Below are 16,262 nucleotides of genomic sequence, written 5' to 3'. Positions count from 1 at the left end.
TTGCTCCTCTCGTCGGTGGGTGGGTGTACAGCATCCCTCCGATCGGGCCCGCGCGATTCCCCCTTGACACGCGCGCTTCGTGTGGCAGCCAGGTCGCTGACGCCCCTCGCCCCGCACGTCAACCCCCTGGGTACGACCGGCGACGGGGGCGAGCATGCGAGAGACGAAGGGAGCCCGTCATGGCGAAGAACGTCCGCATCATGAACTGCCGTCCGGACGATGTGTTCCGGGTGCTGGGCGACGCCTGGCTGTACCCGGCCTGGGTGGTCGGCGCGTCGCGCATGCGCGACGTCGACGAGGCCTGGCCGCAGCGCGGCGCGGAACTGCACCATTCGGTGGGCGTCTGGCCGTTCCTGCTCGACGACACCACCGTGGTCGAGGACTGGTCGCCGCCGAACCGCATGGTCATGCGGGCGCGCGGCTGGCCCATCGGAGAGGCCCGCGTCACGCTGCGCGTGCGCTCCTACGGCCACCGGTGCATGGTGCGGATCGATGAGGAGCCCGTGTCGGGACCGGCGACCCTGCTGCCCGGGCTCGTCACGACCCCGCTGCTGTGCTGGCGCAACAGCGAGACCCTGCACCGGCTGGCGTACCTCGCGGAGGGACGCGCCGAGTGACGCGCCCCTCCGCGTAGCCGTGCACCCGGTCTGCGGTCACACGGCGGACGGGTGCAGTACGACCTTGATGCAGCCGTCCTCCTTGCGCTGGAAGGTCTCGTAGAGTCCCGGCGCCTCCTCGAGCGGGGCGTCGTGGGTCACCAGATCCATGACGCCGAGCGGATCGGAGAGGTCCTCGACGAGCGGCATGAGGTCGTCGATCCACCGCTTCACGTTGCACTGGCCCATCCGCAGACTGAGCTGCTTGTCGAACATGGTCTTCATGGGCATGAGGTCGGCGTCGCCCGCGTACACGCCGCTCAACGAGACCGTGCCGCCGCGTCTGGCGAGGTCGATCGACGCGTGCAGGGCCGCGAGACGGTCGATCCCGGCCTTGTCCATGAGCTGGCGGGCGAGCGGGTCAGGCAGCATGCCCACCGCGCGCTGCACCACCCCCACCCCGGGATTGCCGTGCGCCTCCATGCCGACCGCGTCGACCACGGCATCCGCTCCCCGACCTTCGGTGAGGTCGCGCAGTTCCGCGACGACGTCGTCCGTCAGGTCGAAGGCCTCCACTCCGTGTCGGGCCGCCATCTCGCGGCGTTCCCGGACGGGATCGACGGCGAGCACGCGGTATCCGCGGTGCACGCCGATGCGCGCCGCGAACTGTCCGACCGGTCCGAGCCCCATGACGGCGAGCGTCCCGCCGTCGGGGACGTTCGCATACTCGACGCCCTGCCAGGCCGTCGGCAGGATGTCGCTGAGGAACAGGTAGCGCTCATCCGGCAGGTCGGAGGCGACCGTGATGTGGTTGTAGTCCGCGAGCGGCACGCGGAGATACTCCGCCTGGCCGCCCCGGCACCTGACCGTAGAGCTTCGTGTAGCCGAACAGCGTCGCTCCGCTGCCGTACTCGCGCACCTGCGTCGTCTCGCACTGCGACTGCAGGCCCTGACGGCAGAAGAAGCACTCCCCGCACGAGATCGTGAACGGGATGACAACGCGATCCCCGACCGCGAGGGTCGTGACCGCATCGCCCACCTCGACCACGACGCCCATCGGCTCGTGCCCGAGGATGTCGCCGCGGTCGAGGAACGGTCCGAGCAGCTCGTAGAGGTGGAGGTCGGATCCGCAGATCGCCGACGACGTGATCCTCACGATCGCATCCGTCGGTCGCTGGATCACCGGGTCGGGGACGTCCTCTACCGTCACGGTGCGGGTTCCCTGCCAGGTCAGTGCCTTCATGATGCTTTCCTCCTCGTGCGTCGTGATTCTCGTGTCTCGTGTCTCGTGTCTCGTGCGAAGGGGCCAGCCTCCGCGGGGATCGGACGTCGCGACAGTGGGTTGACAGAGCGGATGCCGTGGGCGAGACGCGCGAAGGATGCCGGTGCCGACCTGTGCACGCCCGCCCTGTCGTGTGCGCGTCCGCGCCGTGCGCCCGGACGCACACGCCGCGCCCGCTGGGGCTGCACATCCCCGCACCCGCACCTGCACCTGCACCTGCACCCACCCGCGTCCCGACCCGCACCACCCCCACCCCACACCCACACCCACACCCACAGCCATCTGCACCCGCACCCACAGCCATCCGCACCCGCACGCGCACACGCACACGAACACGAACACGAACACGAACACCATCGCACCGGCCCGCATGCGCACCCACAGCCATCCGCACGGGCGCCCGCACCCGCACCCGCACCCGCACCCGCACCCGCACGCGAACACACCATCGCGCCGGCCCGCATGCGCACTCTCCCGCCCGCCCGGACCTGCGCCTCCGGCGCGGAATTCGCGATATGCCGAGATCTCGCCACCGAGTTCCGGAATATCTCCTGAACTGGGGAAAAAGTGCGTCCGTGCGGCTCTGAATGTCGGTGGCCCCGAGTTGAATCGGGATATGACATCGCACCTCAGCCTCCTGCTCGATCAGGTCGTCTCCGACCTTGATCGGGTGCTGGCCGACGATGCGCTCGCCGGGCTTGCTCCCCGCGAGCGTATCGAGGTGCTGGCGGCAGCGGGAGCCGTGTTCCGCCGTGCAGAGGCGGTCGTCGTTGAAACCGTCGCATCGGGTGACAGCGAGTTCCCGCATTCTGCGGGGTGTCGCACCGAGAACGAGCTGCTGCGACGCGCTCTGTTGATCGACACGGCGGGCGCGACGCGTGTCGGCAAGGCGGTCGACGCGTGCCGTCGCGACATCAGCATCGTGTCGGGCGAGCGGCTGCCTGCGCGATGGCCCGCTTTGCGGGACGCGCTGCTGAGCGGCGCAGTAGGCGTGGCGGGACTGCTCGCCGCGACAGCCCCCATCGAGAAGGTGTCGTACCGGATCGGCCTCGATGAACGGCTCGAAGCCGATGACTGCCTCGCCGAGGCGGCGCGTGGCGTGCGCGACGACGAGTCCGCCGCTGACGACGAGTCCGGCGCCGACGACGACTCCCCCGGCGATTCGGTCCGCGACGCATCGCGGGGCCCTGCGCCCATGCCCGAAGACCTTCGCCTTCTCGCCGAGATCATCGCCACACTGCTCGACCCCGACGGCGATGAGCCCCGCGATGACGCCGCGCGCCGCCGAGGCATCACGATCGGACGCCTGCGCGACGGGCTGCGGTCGATATCAGGCGCACTGACCCCCGAGGTCGCGGCACAACTCGAACTCGTCCTCGACGCGCAGAACAATCCCAAGGGCGATGGGCCTCCACCACCGGGAGTGCGGTTCCTGCCCGCTGCCGGCGGTGAGAGTCCGGACGACGCCGACGACGACGAAAGCGCACATGCCGACGCCGACGCCGCCGCCGCGTACACGGACGGAGACGTAGACGCCGACGCAGTCCCTGAGACCGTGACCTCGCGACGGGATCCCTTCAATGACGACCCGCGCCGGGTGATCGACGACCGTACTGCGGCGCAGAAGCGGCACGACGCTCTCGCTGCCGCAATCGGCATCGCCGCACGGCACCACGACATGCCCTCTCTCGGCGGGGCGGCCCCGACTCTCGTCGTGACGGTGGACGTCGCCGACCTCTCATCCGGGACCGGGCGAGCGAGCGTCACCGGCGCGCAGAATCAGGTTCCAGTGAGCATCGCCGCACAGATCGGCTGCACAGGCACGATCCAGCGGGTGACCATGGATGGCGGACGCATCATCGGCATCAGCTCCACCGATCGGGTGTTCACCGCACACCAGCGTCGGGCCATCATCGCGCGCGACAGGGAGTGCCTGATCCCGGGATGCCACGTACCGGCGTCCTGGTGCGAGATCCATCACGTCACAGAGCACGCCCGCGGCGGACCCACCCACACCGACAACGGCGTGCCGCTGTGCTGGTGGCATCATCGCAGCCTGGGTTCCTCGGGCTGGGAGATCAGGATGAACCAGGGCGTCCCGGAGATCAGGGGGCCGGCCTGGTGGGATCCGACAGGACGATGGCGCGCGCCTCGGCTCAGCGCACCGATGACGTCTCCGCAACCACGTGCCACGAGACAGCCCGCCGTGCTCGCCAGGGCTGGATGAGATCGGCAGGCCGATCCGTACCCCGACGCGCCACGGCGCGTCATGACCCGTCCCGATCCGGTCCGACCTGTCCCGCTCCGTTCACCCCGTTCCGATCCGTTCCGACCCGTTCAACCCGTTCCGACCTGCACAGCGGATGTTCCAGTTCGTCGCCTATTCTGGACCCAGTGATGTGAGAGTCGGTGCACCAGCACCGCGCGACGCTCGGGACGACCCGGACGTCATCTTCAGTCGGGGACGGCCCCACTTCGAAGGAGCGCGACCATGTCACCCACCGCCGCCACTCGTAACTCCACCGACGCCCGCAACGCCCGCAACGGCGTCATGCGCCTCATCCGCCCCGCCGACATCGCACGCATCGCGCTGGGCTGGGGCGCCTTCGGGGCCCTGCTGTTCGCGCACCCGCTGCTCGAGGCGCCCGCGCCGGCACCCGCCCTCGTGATCGGACTGATCGCGATCATCGCCGTGATCCTCGTCTGCGCGTTCGGCGTCGTGAAACAGGCCGAAGCCTTAGCTCACCGACTCGGCGACCCCTACGGATCGCTCGTGCTCACGTTGTCGATCGTGCTCATCGAGGTGATCCTCATCTCGGCCGTCATGCTCGGACCCGGCGAGCACCAGACCATCGCCCGCGACTCCGTCATGGCCGTCGCGATGATCATCATGAACCTCGTGATCGGACTCTCACTGCTCCTCGGCGGCCTCCGCCACCGCGGACTGCAGCACAACCGCACCGGCACGTCCATGTACCTCGCGATGCTCGTACTGCTCGTCACGCTGGCCTTCGGCCTCCCGGCCCTCATCGGCGATGGCGGCTCGTACACGCTCGCGCAGGAGATCCCCGTCGTGATCCTCACTCTCGGGATCTACGCGTTCTTCCTCACCCGGCAGATGGGCGCGCAGGCCGAGGACTTCACCGAGGTGGCCACGATCCCGACAGCACGCGCGATCCCGGCAGCGGAAGCTATCTCGGCAACAGCAGTGCACACCCCCGCGTCGACGGGAATCCGCGAGACCCTCGCCCTCCACCGCACCGAGGTGCTCGTCCGCCTCGCGCTGCTCGTCGTGACGGTGCTGCCGATCGTGCTCCTGTCGCACGACATGGCGGCGCTGCTCGACGACGGACTCGGACGTCTCGGCGCCCCACCGGCGCTGGCCGGAGTGCTCATCGCCGCGATCGTGTTCCTCCCGGAATCGATCACCGCGGTGCGCGCCGCCCTCGCCGGCGAAGCCCAACGCGTGAACAACCTGTGTCACGGAGCCCTCGTGTCGACCGTCGGCCTCACGATCCCCGCCGTGCTGGTGATCGGGATGCTGACCGGGCAGACCGTGATCCTCGCCGAGTCACCCGCGAACCTGCTGATGCTCGGCGTGACACTGCTGCTGTCGGTCGCGACGTTCAGCGCGAAGCGCGTGACGGCCACCCACGGGGCCACCCACCTCGTGCTGTTCGCGGCCTACGCGATCGTGCTCTTCAGCTGACCGCGCGGCGCACGTCGTCGAGGGCCGGGTAATCGGTGTAGCCCTCGGCGGTGCGGCCGTAGAACAGCGCCGGACGCGGCTCGTTGAGCTCGGCCTCCTCGCGCCAGCGCGCGACCAGGTCGGGGTTCGCGATCACAGGACGCCCCGCGGCGACGGCATCCGCCCACCCGCCGGCCACGAGCTCGTCCGCGGTCTCGAGGGTCGTCGGCACCGAGAAGCCCGTGTTCACGATGAACGGCGCACCGGACGCGCGGCGGATGCCCTGCACGAGGTCGGTCGTCGGATCGGCGCTCAGCACATCGACGAACGCCAGCCCGAGCGGTGCGAGGCCCTCCGCGAGCGCGAGATACGTCGCGAGCGCGTCGGCGTCATCCTCCTCGAGAACGCCCTGGATGTTGTGCTGCGGAGACAGGCGGATGCCGGTGCGATCGGCCCCGACCGCCGCGGCGACCGCCCGGCTCACCTCGATCGCGAAGCGCGCGCGGTTGTCCGGCGAGCCACCATAGGCATCGTCGCGGACGTTCGACACGGGCGACAGGAACTCGTGCACGAGGTACCCGTTCGCACCGTGCACCTCGACGCCATCGAGTCCCGCCGCGATCGCGTTCCGCGCCGCCTGCGCGAACTGCTCCACCACCATCGGGATCTCCTCGAGCGTGAGCGCATGCGCGACGGGCATCTGCGCCTTGCCGACGGGCGTGTGCGTCTCGCCGGGGGCGGCGAGCGCGCTCGGTCCGACCACGCGCGGCTCCCCCGAGATCTCGGGGTGCCCGACGCGTCCGCCGTGCATGAGCTGCATCACGATCGTGCCGCCGGCCTCGTGCACGGCGTCCGCGATGCGCCGCCAGCCCTCGATCTGCGCCGGCGTCACGATGCCGGGCTGGCCGGGATACGACTTGCCCTCGGCGGCGGGCCAGGTGCCCTCCGTGATGATGAGCCCCTGCCCCGCACGCTGGCGGTAATACTCGGCCATGGTCTCGGTGGGCACGCCCTCGTCGTCCGCGCGCGTGCGCGTCAGGGGCGCCATCACGACGCGGTTGGAGAGCGGAAGAGCGCCGAACACGGCCGATTCGAAAAGACTCACGAGAAAGGCAAGCCGGTCGGCACGCGCAGTATTCCCACTCAGGATTCGCCGTCGCTGCCGCGATCCCTGCTGAGGTCGCCGAGCAGAGCGACGAACCGGTCGAGGTCCTCCGCCGACCAGCCGCGCACCCGCTCGCCGAGCCGCGCCTCGTACCGGGACCGGGCGATCGCGATGCGCTCCTGCGCGAGCGGCGTCGCCACGAGCACACGCGCCCGGCGGTCGACCGCATCGGGCACGCTCTCGATGAGCCCGAGCTGCTCGAGCTGGCGCACGTGACGGCTCACGGCCGACTTGTCGGTCTGCAGGCGATCGATGATCGCGCCCGCCGAGGTGGCAGCTCCCGACGCGATCGACGTGAGCACCTGATAGCCGAGCGGCTGCAGGTCGGGGTGCACCGTGATCGCCGCCTCGCGCCATCCCACCCGGATGCGCGCGAACAGGCGTCCGAGTTCGTGCTCGACTCGGTGCACCGCGTCATCGAGGTCCGCGTCATCGAGGTCGGCGGGATCGTCGGCGGGATCGTCGGCGGGATCGTCGGCGGCGCTCATGCTCGCCAGCATACGGGGAACCGGGATCTCGGCCGCCGCCCGTCACACCTCGGACAGCAGCCGGAACACCTTCGACGCGGCGCGGATCTCCTCGGGCGACAGCTCCGCCATCACGGTGTGCAGACGCACGCTGTGGTCGCGGCGCAGCTCGGAGAGGGCCTCCCGAGCGGTCGGCGTCGCGCTGAGCACGCGCAGGCGCCCGTCCCGCTCGTCCGGCCGGGACTCCAGCAGACCGAGCTCCTCGAGCATCCGCACCTGCCGGCTGATGACCGACTTGTCCATCTCGAACCGCTCCGCGAGCTCGTGCGCACTGGCCGTGCCCGCCCGCTCGATGAACGTCAGCAGTTTGTAGCCGCCCACCTGCAGGTCGGGGGCGATGCGGGCCGCGGACTCCCTCCAGAGCGTCCGAGTCCTCGCGAAGATGAGGTTCAGATGCGTCTGGAGGTCGCCGATCGCGGTCTCCACATCCGGGGTGGAGTCCGCCTCGGGGGCGGACTCCACCGCGAGGGTGGCCGGAGCGTCCGGGGCGCTCATGTCAGCCCTTCGACTCCCGATCGTCCTCGCGCTCGAGAACCGTCACGGGCGCGGTGGTGGGTGACGTCGTCGGCGTCGCGGATCCCTCCGCGAGGCCCGAGATCCGGATGACTCCGGTCGAGGCGCCGACCTCGGCCTCGGACACCTCGATGACCGACTCCTCGACCTGGTCGCGCATCTGCTCGGCCGCGTTCTTGGTCGACAGCGGCTTGTTGCGGATGAACGCGATCGCGATGACCGCGATGACCGCGAGCGGGATCGCGATGATGAAGGCGTCCGCGATGCCGTGCCCGTAGGCGCCCTCGACGATCGCGCGGATGCTGTCGGGCAGCTGCCCCACCTTCGGCACGTCGCCCGAGCCGAGGTGCTGGAGGGCGTCGATCTCGTCCTGCGTCGTGGGAGCGAAGCCCTCGAGGCCGTCCTTCACGTAGGTGGCGACGCTCGACGACAGCAGCGACCCCATGATCGTGACGCCGATGGTGCCGGCGATCGTGCGGAAGAAGTTGACGTTCGACGAAGCGGCGCCCAGCTGCTGCGGCGCGGTGTCGTTCTGCACGATGAGCGTGAGGTTCTGCATGACCATGCCGAGGCCCGCGCCGAGCACGAACATGTAGGTCGCGACGAGGCCGAACGGGGTGTCGTACCGCAGGGTCGCCATGAGCGAGACGCCGACCGTGGTGAGCACCGCTCCGGTCAGCATCCAGCCCTTCCACTTGCCGAAGCGGCTGACGAGCTGGCCGATGATGATCGACGCGCCCATCTGTCCGACGATCATCGGGATCGTCATGAGGCCGGACTCGGTCGGCGTGGCGCCGCGCGCGAGCTGGAAGTACTGCGCGAGGAACACCGAGGTCGCGAACATCGAGACGCCGATCGCGATCGACGCGATGACCGAGAGCGTGAAGGTGCGGTTGCGGAAGAGCGACATCGGGACGATGGGCTCCGTGACGAAGAACTCGACCGTGATGAACGCGGCGAGCGCGACGCCCGCGATGACGGCGAGCATGATGCTCGTGGAGGAGTCCCAGTCGAACTGGCTGCCGCCCATGGAGACCCAGATGAGGAGCGTGGAGACGCCGACCGCGAGGAGCACGATGCCGAAGTAGTCGATCGAGACCTTGGTGTCGCGCTGCGGCTTCGGCAGGTGCAGCGTGAACTGCAGCAGCACGAGCGCGAGGATCGCGAACGGCACGCCGACGAAGAAGTTGGAGCGCCAGCCCCACACGTCGGTGAGGAGACCGCCGAGCAGCGGTCCGCCGATCGTGCCGAGGGCCATGATGCCGCCGACGACGCCCATGTACTTGCCGCGCTCGCGCGGGGAGATGATGAGGGCGACCGCGATCATCACGAGGGACATGAGTCCGCCGACGCCGATGCCCTGGATGACGCGGACCGCGATGAGCATGTTCGTGTCGGTGGAGAAGCCGGCGATCACGGTGCCCACCGTGAAGAGGATGAGCGAGATCTGCACGAGGATCTTGCGGTCGACGAGGTCGGCGAGCTTGCCCCAGATGGGAGTGGAGACCGCGGTGGCCAGGAGGCTCGCGGTGATGACCCAGGTGTACTGGGACTGGGTGCCGCCGAGGTCGGCGATGATGACGGGCATCGAGGTCGACACGACGGTGCCGGAGAGCACGGCCACGAACATGCCGACGACGAGGCCCGAGATCGCGGTGAAGACCTCGCGGGCCGAGCGCGTGGTCTCGGTGGAGGTGGATGAGGGGATTGTCACTGTAGGAGAGCTCCGTCTAGAAAGTTGATAAGTGTCAACTATACATCTATTGGTTGCAAAAGTACAACTAATGGGGATGCTGGGCGGAGGTATGCATTGCACCGGCGCACCCTCCGGTGCAAGACTCTCCGCGAGCGACGCTCACTGGGGAACGTCGCCTGCACCCGAGGAGCGCTCATGCGCGATCCGCAGCGGTATCCGTCGGCACCGTCCACCATCCGGGGAGGCGAGGTCCGTGGCTGACATCCGCGTCGTGCGCCCGTCTCCTGCCGGGCGCGGGTGGGAGGTCGCGCACGACCTGGCGAGGAGCCCGGCGATCTCGACCTACGAGACCGAGGCCGACGCGATCGGCGCCGCGCGCTCGTTCCTCGCGCCCCGTGGCGGCGAGATCCGCCTCTGCGGCGCGGACGGACTCATCGAGCGCGTCATCCGCACTCCGCCGCATGCGTCGGCACCACCGGCTCCAACTCCACCAGCACCCCCGCATCCGCTCCCGCACGCGACTCCGGCGGCTCCCCCTCCACCACCGCCCCCGCCGGAACCCTCGGAGCCTCTCGACCCGGCGGCGGCCGTCGCGGATGCCGCGACGCTGTTCGACTCCATGCGGGCAGGCGCTCGCGGAGAGCGCCTCGACGCGGACGGCGATGGAGAGGTCGACGGCCAGAGCATCGCCGAACGTGCCCTCAGCACCGGCGACGGGAGCCCTGCGAGTTCGTTCTTCCGTGCGGGGAGCCTCGCCATCACCGTGACCCTGACGATCGTGCTGCCGCTGCTCGCGACCACGGCCGGCATGCGCCTGGAGGGGACGGCGATCCTCGGGGACTCGTGGTGGACGGTGTTCGCAGCGACCCTGGCGTGGTCAGGCGGCATCGCGATCGCGGTGTTCGTGTTCCTGTCGCGACGCACCGGGTGGACCATGACCCGACGGGGCCTCGTGGTGGCGGGAGGGTTCTCCCTCTCGAGCATCATCGCCGGGCTCTTCGGAGGCACGACGCTGGCAGCGCCGTCGCTCTCGCTCGCCGAAGTGCAACGGATCATCATCCAGTCGCCGAAGAACAGGCAGACGCTGGCCGTGGCCGCCGTCGCGCTGGCGGTCTACCTGGTCTGGCTCGTCGCCCTGGCGGGACTCGCGACCTACGGGTTCTGGGGCCTGGCCCTCGGGGCGCTCGCCGGCGTCATGGTCGGCGTCCAGGCGGCGCATCGCGTACGGAAGCTCAGCGGAACGACGGATGCCGTCGGCCCACCCTGACGATCCGATGCGAGGATCGAGGGGTGACGGAACCGTGGGAGCTGCGCAGCTGGTTCGAGGACTACCTCGACGCGTGCAATCGGCACGACCTCGATGCCGTGCGCGAGCTGCTCGACCCCCGCGTGCGCCGAGCCCACCTCCCCGCGGGAGCCGACGCCTGGATCGACGACCTCGCCGATCTGTTCCACGGGTTCCCGGACTGGCAGTGGCGGCGCATCCAGCTGGTCGTCGAGGACGACCGCATCGCCGCCCATCTGCGCGGCAGCGGCACGCATTCCGGCGTCTACAGCGGCATCCCACCGACCAGGCGGCACGTCAATGTCGCCGAGTTCGGCATGTACCGCATCGTGCGCGGCCGGGTGCTGGAGTTCAGCGGCAGCGAGGACGATGCCCTGATGCGCGCGATCGAGTCCTGAACACCGGCATCCTGCTCGCAGCGACCCCGCTCGCGACGCCCCACTCCACGGCCCACCGGCGGTCATGGGTCAGAATGGGTCGTGGGCCGCGCGCCCGGAGGAGGCAATGGTGGCAGAGAGCGGTGCACGCACCCCCGTCGCGGACCAGATGTACGAGGTCCTGCTCGGACAGTTCATGGACGGCATCCGCGGAGCCGGAGAGCCCCTGAACATCGGGGCCCTCTCCCGCGAGCTGAACGTCAGCCCGACCCCACTGCGTGAGGCGCTCGCCCGCCTCGAGCACACCGGCCTCGTTCACCGCGAGGCGCTGCGCGGCTACCGCGTCGCCCCGATGATGAGCCTCACCGAGGTGCGCCAGCTGCGCGACGCCCGCCTGCTGATCGAGCCGCACCTCGCGGCGGAGGCCACCGCCCGCGCGACCGAGGCGTTCGTCACGAGCCTCGAGGAGACCGTGACGGACTTCGAATCCTCGATCGATCACGCCGATCGCGAGACCGAGGGCTTCCGGATCTACTGGCGATCCGACGACCGCTTCCATCGCCTGATCGCCGCGCACGCCGGCAACCCGTTCCTCGCCACCGCCTACGACACGCTGGCCGGGCAGATCCAGCGGTTCCGACTGTTCTCCAAGCTCGGGCGAACAGGAGCGAAATGGGCAGCTCCCGAGCACCGCGCGATCCTCGACGCGATCCGCGCGCACGACGTGGAGGGCACACGCGAGCGGATGCGGGAGCACATCGAAGGCGCAGCCGGACGCCTGCTGGATCCCTGAGCCGGAGCACCCGAGCCGGAACACCGGGGATCCGGTTCTCCTGTTCGTGCAATACTATTGTCGATAGTATTGAGTATCGCGAGGGTCGACGACGACAGCTCACCTCCCCCGCGTGAAGGGAGAGAATCGAGCCATGTACACGCTGCACTCGCTCGTCGACGGCTTCCCGGGGAAGTCCTCCTCGCACGGGGCGTTCGGATGGAGCAGCCTCTGGCTCCTGCAGGACGACGATCGCCGGGTGCTCGTCGACGCCGGCCCACCCGCCTACATCCCCCTGATCCACGCGGGCCTCGCCGAGCTCGGACTCACGACCGCCGACATCACCGACGTCCTCGTGACGCACCTGCACTGGGATCACGTCGGGAACTTCACGATGTACCCGAACGCCACCACCTGGGTCGGCGAGGAAGAGCTGTCCTGGGCGGGGACGCAGCCGCCCGGGACGCCGTTCGTCCCCGACCTGCACGTGCAGGAGCTGCAGCGTCGCACCGACGGCGTCGAGCGCATGCGCGACGGCCAGGAGCTCCTGCCGGGCATCACCGCGATCGCAAGCCCGGGGCACACGCCCGGACACCTCGCATTCCACGTGGAGGCCGCCGACCGCTCGCACGTCTTCGCCGGCGACGCCGTGAAGAACGTGTTCGAGCTCAACACTCTGCGGGTCGACTCGACCATGGACGCCGACGCCAGCCGCGCGAGCGTCGACCGACTCCGCTCGCTGATCCGCGACACCGACGGAGTGCTCGTCCCCGGTCACGACGTCGCCCTGGGCCTCGACGGCCGGGAGGCCGTGCGACTCGCCGCGCAGGCCGCCCGCATCGGGTTCTTCGCCGACGGGGTGCAGGGCGAGGCCGACCGGAGCATCCGCTGACCCGGACCGGCCGACCGCCGACCGCCTGACCGCCCGCCCGCGCACTGACCGCCGCCTCGAGGAGAGATCATGACCGCCCTGCGATTCGACGCCAACCTCAAGTGGCTGTTCACGGAGCATCCCTTCGAGACGCGGTTCGACGCCGCGGCCCGCGCCGGCTTCCGCGGCGTCGAGTTCCCCGCGCCGTACGCGTACGCCCCCGAGCGCCTCGCCGAGCTGCTGCGGCAGGCCGGCCTCGCACAAGTGCTGATCAACACCCCCATGGGCCCGGCCGGATCGCCGACGCGTCAGGGACTCGCCTGCGTGCCCGGTGCGGAGGAGTCGTTCCGCGAGGGCGTGCTCGAGGGTCTCCGCTATGCGACAGCCCTCGACGCCCCGCTCCTGCACGTGGTAGCCGGCATCGTCCCCGACGGCGTGGAGCGCGAGCGGGCGTTCGCCCTCTACCAGGAGAACATCGGCTGGGCCGCGGAGCAGGCCAGGGGCACCGGCATCCGCCTGCTGCTCGAGCCGCAGAACAAGCGGGACGCCCCGGGCTTCGTGCTCGACACCCAGGCTCAGGCCGCCGCGGTGGTCGACGCGGTCGGTCGGGATGCCGTCGGCCTGCTCATGGACTTCTACCACGCGCAGATCGACGAGGGCGACCTGATCACGACCTACCTCGCGCTCCGCGAGCAGATCGCGCACATCCAGATCGCCGACCCGCCCGGACGCCACGAACCCGGCACCGGGGAGATCGCGTTCGACCGGATCTTCGCGACGATCGCCGACTCCGGCTACGACGGCTGGATCGGCTGCGAGTACCAGCCGCTCACCGACACCGTGAGCGGTCTCGACTGGATGAAGGGCCTCACCGCATGACCACTCCCCCGCGCATCGCCCTGATCAGCGCCGTCACCGCCGCGATCGGTCCCGCCACCGCCGCGCTCGCCGAGCAGTATCCCGACGCCGAGGTGTGGAACATCCTCGACGACCGACTGCTGGGCGACGCCGACGCACGCGGCGGCCTGGACGACGCGCTCCGCGCCCGCATGACGCGTCTGATCGACCACGCTCTCGCCGAGGGTGCGGACGGCGTACTGCTCACCTGCTCGCTGTACGGACCCGTGGTCTCCGAGGTGCGTCGAGACGCTCCCGTGCTCGCGCCCGACGAGGCCGCGTTCGCCGAGATCGCGGATGCCGGCTACGGGCGCGTGCTCGTGGTCGCCTCCTTCGACGGGGCGATGCAGGACTCGGTCGACCGCCTGCGGCAGGCGCTGTCGCAGGCCGGCGCGAGTACGGCGGTGACGGGCGTCGCCGCGCCCGCGGCCATGGCTGCGACCAAGGCACAGGACGCGGACGCGCTCGAGAGGGCGCTCGTCGAGGCATGCCGGCCCCTCGCCGCGGACGTGGATGCGATCCTCCTCGCCCAGTACTCGCTCGCGCCCGCGGGCGCCGCGCTCAGCGCAGCCGTGGACCGGCCCGTGCTGTCCGGCCCCGTCAGTTCCGCGGTCGCCCTGCGCGACCTGCTCGCGCCGCGCAACCTGCTCGCGCCGAAGGAGGACGCCCGATGATCGGCATCATCGCCGACGACGTCACGGGCGGTACCGACGTGGCCGTCGCGTGCCGACGCCAGGGTCTGCGCACCGGGATCGTCTTCGGGGCGCCCTCGCCCGGGGCGATCGACACCTCCTGGGACGTCGCGGTCGTGGCGCTCAAGACGCGCACGATCCCCGCGGCGGATGCGGTGGCGCAGTCGCTCTCGGCGGCCGAGGCGCTCCGCGCGGCGGGTGCGACGCAGCTGTACCTCAAGTACTGCTCGACCTTCGACTCCACCGCGGAGGGGAACATCGGGCCGGTGCTCGACGCTCTCGCCGCGCTCGTGGGCGCGGAGCGCGTCGTGACGACGCCGAGCTCCCCCGAGCACGGGCGCACGGTCGACTCCGGACAGCTGCTCGTGCACGGCACGCCTCTCGCCGAGTCGCCCATGCGCGATCACCCGCTCACTCCGATGCGCGACTCCGACCTCGTGCGACTGCTGGACGGCCAGCTTCCCGCGCCCGCGAGCGCCACGGTCGCGCTCGACGTCGTGCGCCGCGGCCCCGACGCCCTGCGCGGCGCCCTCTCGGCGCTCGCGCCCGACGTCCGGTACGTGCTCCCGGATGCGGTCACGGATGACGACCTCGTCATGATCGCCCGGTCCGCGGCATCCGACCCGCTGTGGGGAGGAGCGGCCGGATTCGCGGGTGCGCTCGCCCGCGTCGTCGCCGAGCAGCGCGGCGGCGACGTCGCCAGCTCGGCGCCGCCCACCGCCACGGGTCGCGCGGTCGTGCTCGCCGGGTCGTGCTCGCAGCGCACTCTCGAGCAGATCGACGCCATGCTCGACGCGGGGCGCCCCGCATTCCGCCTCGACGCCCTCCGCGAGCAGGACCCGGAGCGCCTCGCCGCGGAGGCGCTCGCCTGGTACGACGCCCTGGATTCGGGTGCCGGACCCGACAGCGCTCCGCTCGTGTACGCCTCCCTCCCGCCCGCGCAGTTGCACGAGGTGCAAAAGCGTCTCGGCGTCGCGGAGTCCGCGGCGATCCTCGAGACCGCGCTCTCGCGCGTGGCCCAGGGCCTCCGCGAGCGCGGAGTGAGACGCTTCGTCACCGCCGGCGGCGAGACCTCGGGCGCCGTGGTCGCAGCCCTCGGTGTGGCGGCCGGTGAGATAGGCGCGGAGGCCGCCCGCGGCGTGCCGTGGATCCACTCCTCGGACGGCATCCGCCTGCTCCTCAAGTCCGGCAACTTCGGCGAGGTCGACCTGCTCGTGACAGCCTCGGCCGACATCGGCGAACGCGCAGGCGACGCATGAACGAGGAACGGGCCGCCGTGATCCGCGCCGCGCGGTCGCTGTTCGACCGCGGTCTCACGCACGGCAGCACGGGCAACGTGTCGCTGCGCACGGACGACGGCATCCTCGTGACGCCGACCGGCTCGAGCCTCGGCACGGTCACCGAGGACGACCTGTCTCTGATCGACGATCGGGGTGCCCACCTGGCCGGGCCCCGCCCCTCGAAGGAGGCGTTCCTGCATGCCGCCGTGCTGCGCGCCCGCCCCTCGGCGCGCGCCGTCGTGCACACGCACTCCACGCACGCCGCGGCTGTGTCGTGCCTGCGGGACCTCGACCACGCCGATGCGCTCCCGCCCCTCACGGCGTACTTCGCGATGCGGGTCGGACGCCTGCCGCTGCTGCCGTACCACGCACCGGGCGACGACGCGCTCGAGGGCCTCGCCGAGGAGACCGCACGCACGCACACCGCGCTGCTGCTGCGGAACCACGGCCCGGTCGTCGCCGGCGCCTCGCTGTCGGCGGCGATGGATGCGCTCGAGGAGCTCGAGGAAACCGCGAAGCTCTTCCTGCTGCTGCGGGGCCTGCCGACCCGGCCGCTCACGCCGGCCGAGGCCGAGGCGCTGCGCCCCGCCGACTGAGCCTGCGTCTGACGCCAGCACAGGC

General features: G+C 70.6%; 15 protein-coding genes and 1 pseudogene. 11 read left to right on the top strand and 5 right to left on the bottom strand.

Annotation, left to right across the window (positions count from 1 at the left end; genetic code table 11):
- Window positions 1-179 precede the first annotated feature (179 nt).
- Entirely contained in the window at window positions 180-617 is a 438-nt protein-coding gene (locus tag AKH00_RS08945) for an SRPBCC family protein (RefSeq protein WP_050722376.1), read from the top strand.
- Window positions 618-653: 36 nt separating this feature from the next.
- Here AKH00_RS08945 and AKH00_RS08940 read toward each other — a convergent pair.
- A pseudogene (locus tag AKH00_RS08940) lies at window positions 654-1,839 on the bottom strand (zinc-dependent alcohol dehydrogenase).
- Between the two features lie 655 nt (window positions 1,840-2,494).
- Between AKH00_RS08940 and AKH00_RS08935 the strand changes: the two are divergent.
- Entirely contained in the window at window positions 2,495-4,105 is a 1,611-nt protein-coding gene (locus AKH00_RS08935) for an HNH endonuclease signature motif containing protein (protein WP_050722375.1), read from the top strand.
- A gap of 324 nt (window positions 4,106-4,429) precedes the next feature.
- Window positions 4,430-5,587 carry a calcium:proton antiporter gene (locus AKH00_RS08930; RefSeq protein ID WP_050722910.1) on the top strand — a complete coding sequence of 386 codons (1,158 nt, stop codon included), beginning with the start codon at window positions 4,430-4,432 and terminating at the stop codon, window positions 5,585-5,587.
- Here the strand turns inward: AKH00_RS08930 and AKH00_RS08925 are convergent.
- Genes AKH00_RS08925 through AKH00_RS08910 form a run of 4 tightly spaced genes read right to left on the bottom strand, consistent with a single transcriptional unit; the run spans window position 5,580 to window position 9,485 of the window.
- Window positions 5,580-6,671, bottom strand: a complete 1,092-nt coding sequence (locus AKH00_RS08925) for an alkene reductase (protein WP_050722374.1) — start codon at window positions 6,669-6,671, stop codon at window positions 5,580-5,582. The genes AKH00_RS08930 and AKH00_RS08925 overlap by 8 nt on opposite strands.
- 38 nt (window positions 6,672-6,709) lie before the next feature.
- Window positions 6,710-7,219, bottom strand: coding sequence for a MarR family winged helix-turn-helix transcriptional regulator (locus AKH00_RS08920; protein WP_050722909.1), 510 nt, complete (start codon window positions 7,217-7,219; stop codon window positions 6,710-6,712).
- A 42-nt stretch (window positions 7,220-7,261) separates the two neighbouring features.
- The gene (locus tag AKH00_RS08915) at window positions 7,262-7,753 is read right to left on the bottom strand and encodes a MarR family winged helix-turn-helix transcriptional regulator (RefSeq protein ID WP_050722373.1); all 492 of its coding nucleotides are present in this window, start codon (window positions 7,751-7,753) and stop codon (window positions 7,262-7,264) included.
- A 1-nt stretch (window position 7,754) separates the two neighbouring features.
- Window positions 7,755-9,485 (bottom strand): DHA2 family efflux MFS transporter permease subunit, encoded by a 1,731-nt coding sequence (locus AKH00_RS08910; RefSeq protein WP_050722372.1) that lies wholly within the window; start codon window positions 9,483-9,485, stop codon window positions 7,755-7,757.
- A 235-nt stretch (window positions 9,486-9,720) separates the two neighbouring features.
- On the opposite strand from AKH00_RS08910, the gene AKH00_RS08905 reads away from it, so the two are divergent.
- The 8 genes from AKH00_RS08905 to otnC all read left to right on the top strand — a co-directional run bounded on the left by AKH00_RS08905 (window position 9,721) and on the right by otnC (window position 16,237).
- Window positions 9,721-10,734, top strand: coding sequence for a DUF2188 domain-containing protein (locus AKH00_RS08905; protein ID WP_050722371.1), 1,014 nt, complete (start codon window positions 9,721-9,723; stop codon window positions 10,732-10,734).
- 23 nt (window positions 10,735-10,757) lie between these two features.
- Window positions 10,758-11,150 carry an ester cyclase gene (locus tag AKH00_RS08900; RefSeq protein WP_050722370.1) on the top strand — a complete coding sequence of 131 codons (393 nt, stop codon included), beginning with the start codon at window positions 10,758-10,760 and terminating at the stop codon, window positions 11,148-11,150.
- 109 nt (window positions 11,151-11,259) lie between these two features.
- Window positions 11,260-11,922, top strand: coding sequence for a GntR family transcriptional regulator (locus AKH00_RS08895; RefSeq protein ID WP_235556727.1), 663 nt, complete (start codon window positions 11,260-11,262; stop codon window positions 11,920-11,922).
- Between the two features lie 133 nt (window positions 11,923-12,055).
- Window positions 12,056-12,793, top strand: a complete 738-nt coding sequence (locus AKH00_RS08890) for an MBL fold metallo-hydrolase (protein ID WP_050722368.1) — start codon at window positions 12,056-12,058, stop codon at window positions 12,791-12,793.
- A 69-nt stretch (window positions 12,794-12,862) separates the two neighbouring features.
- Window positions 12,863-13,651, top strand: a complete 789-nt coding sequence (locus AKH00_RS08885) for a hydroxypyruvate isomerase family protein (RefSeq protein WP_050722367.1) — start codon at window positions 12,863-12,865, stop codon at window positions 13,649-13,651.
- Complete coding sequence (locus tag AKH00_RS08880; RefSeq protein WP_050722366.1) at window positions 13,648-14,343, top strand: aspartate/glutamate racemase family protein; 696 nt, start codon at window positions 13,648-13,650, stop codon at window positions 14,341-14,343. The genes AKH00_RS08885 and AKH00_RS08880 overlap by 4 nt, the downstream gene beginning before the upstream one ends.
- Window positions 14,340-15,620 (top strand): 3-oxo-tetronate kinase, encoded by a 1,281-nt coding sequence (gene otnK, locus AKH00_RS08875; RefSeq protein WP_050722365.1) that lies wholly within the window; start codon window positions 14,340-14,342, stop codon window positions 15,618-15,620. The genes AKH00_RS08880 and otnK overlap by 4 nt, the downstream gene beginning before the upstream one ends.
- Window positions 15,617-16,237 (top strand): 3-oxo-tetronate 4-phosphate decarboxylase, encoded by a 621-nt coding sequence (gene otnC / locus AKH00_RS08870; RefSeq protein ID WP_050722364.1) that lies wholly within the window; start codon window positions 15,617-15,619, stop codon window positions 16,235-16,237. Before otnK ends, otnC begins: the two co-directional genes overlap by 4 nt.
- Window positions 16,238-16,262: the final 25 nt, after the last annotated feature.

Source organism: Microbacterium sp. GCS4 (assembly GCF_001262495.1).
Lineage (GTDB): Bacteria > Actinomycetota > Actinomycetes > Actinomycetales > Microbacteriaceae > Microbacterium.
This window is presented reverse-complemented; position numbering and strand designations above follow the sequence as displayed.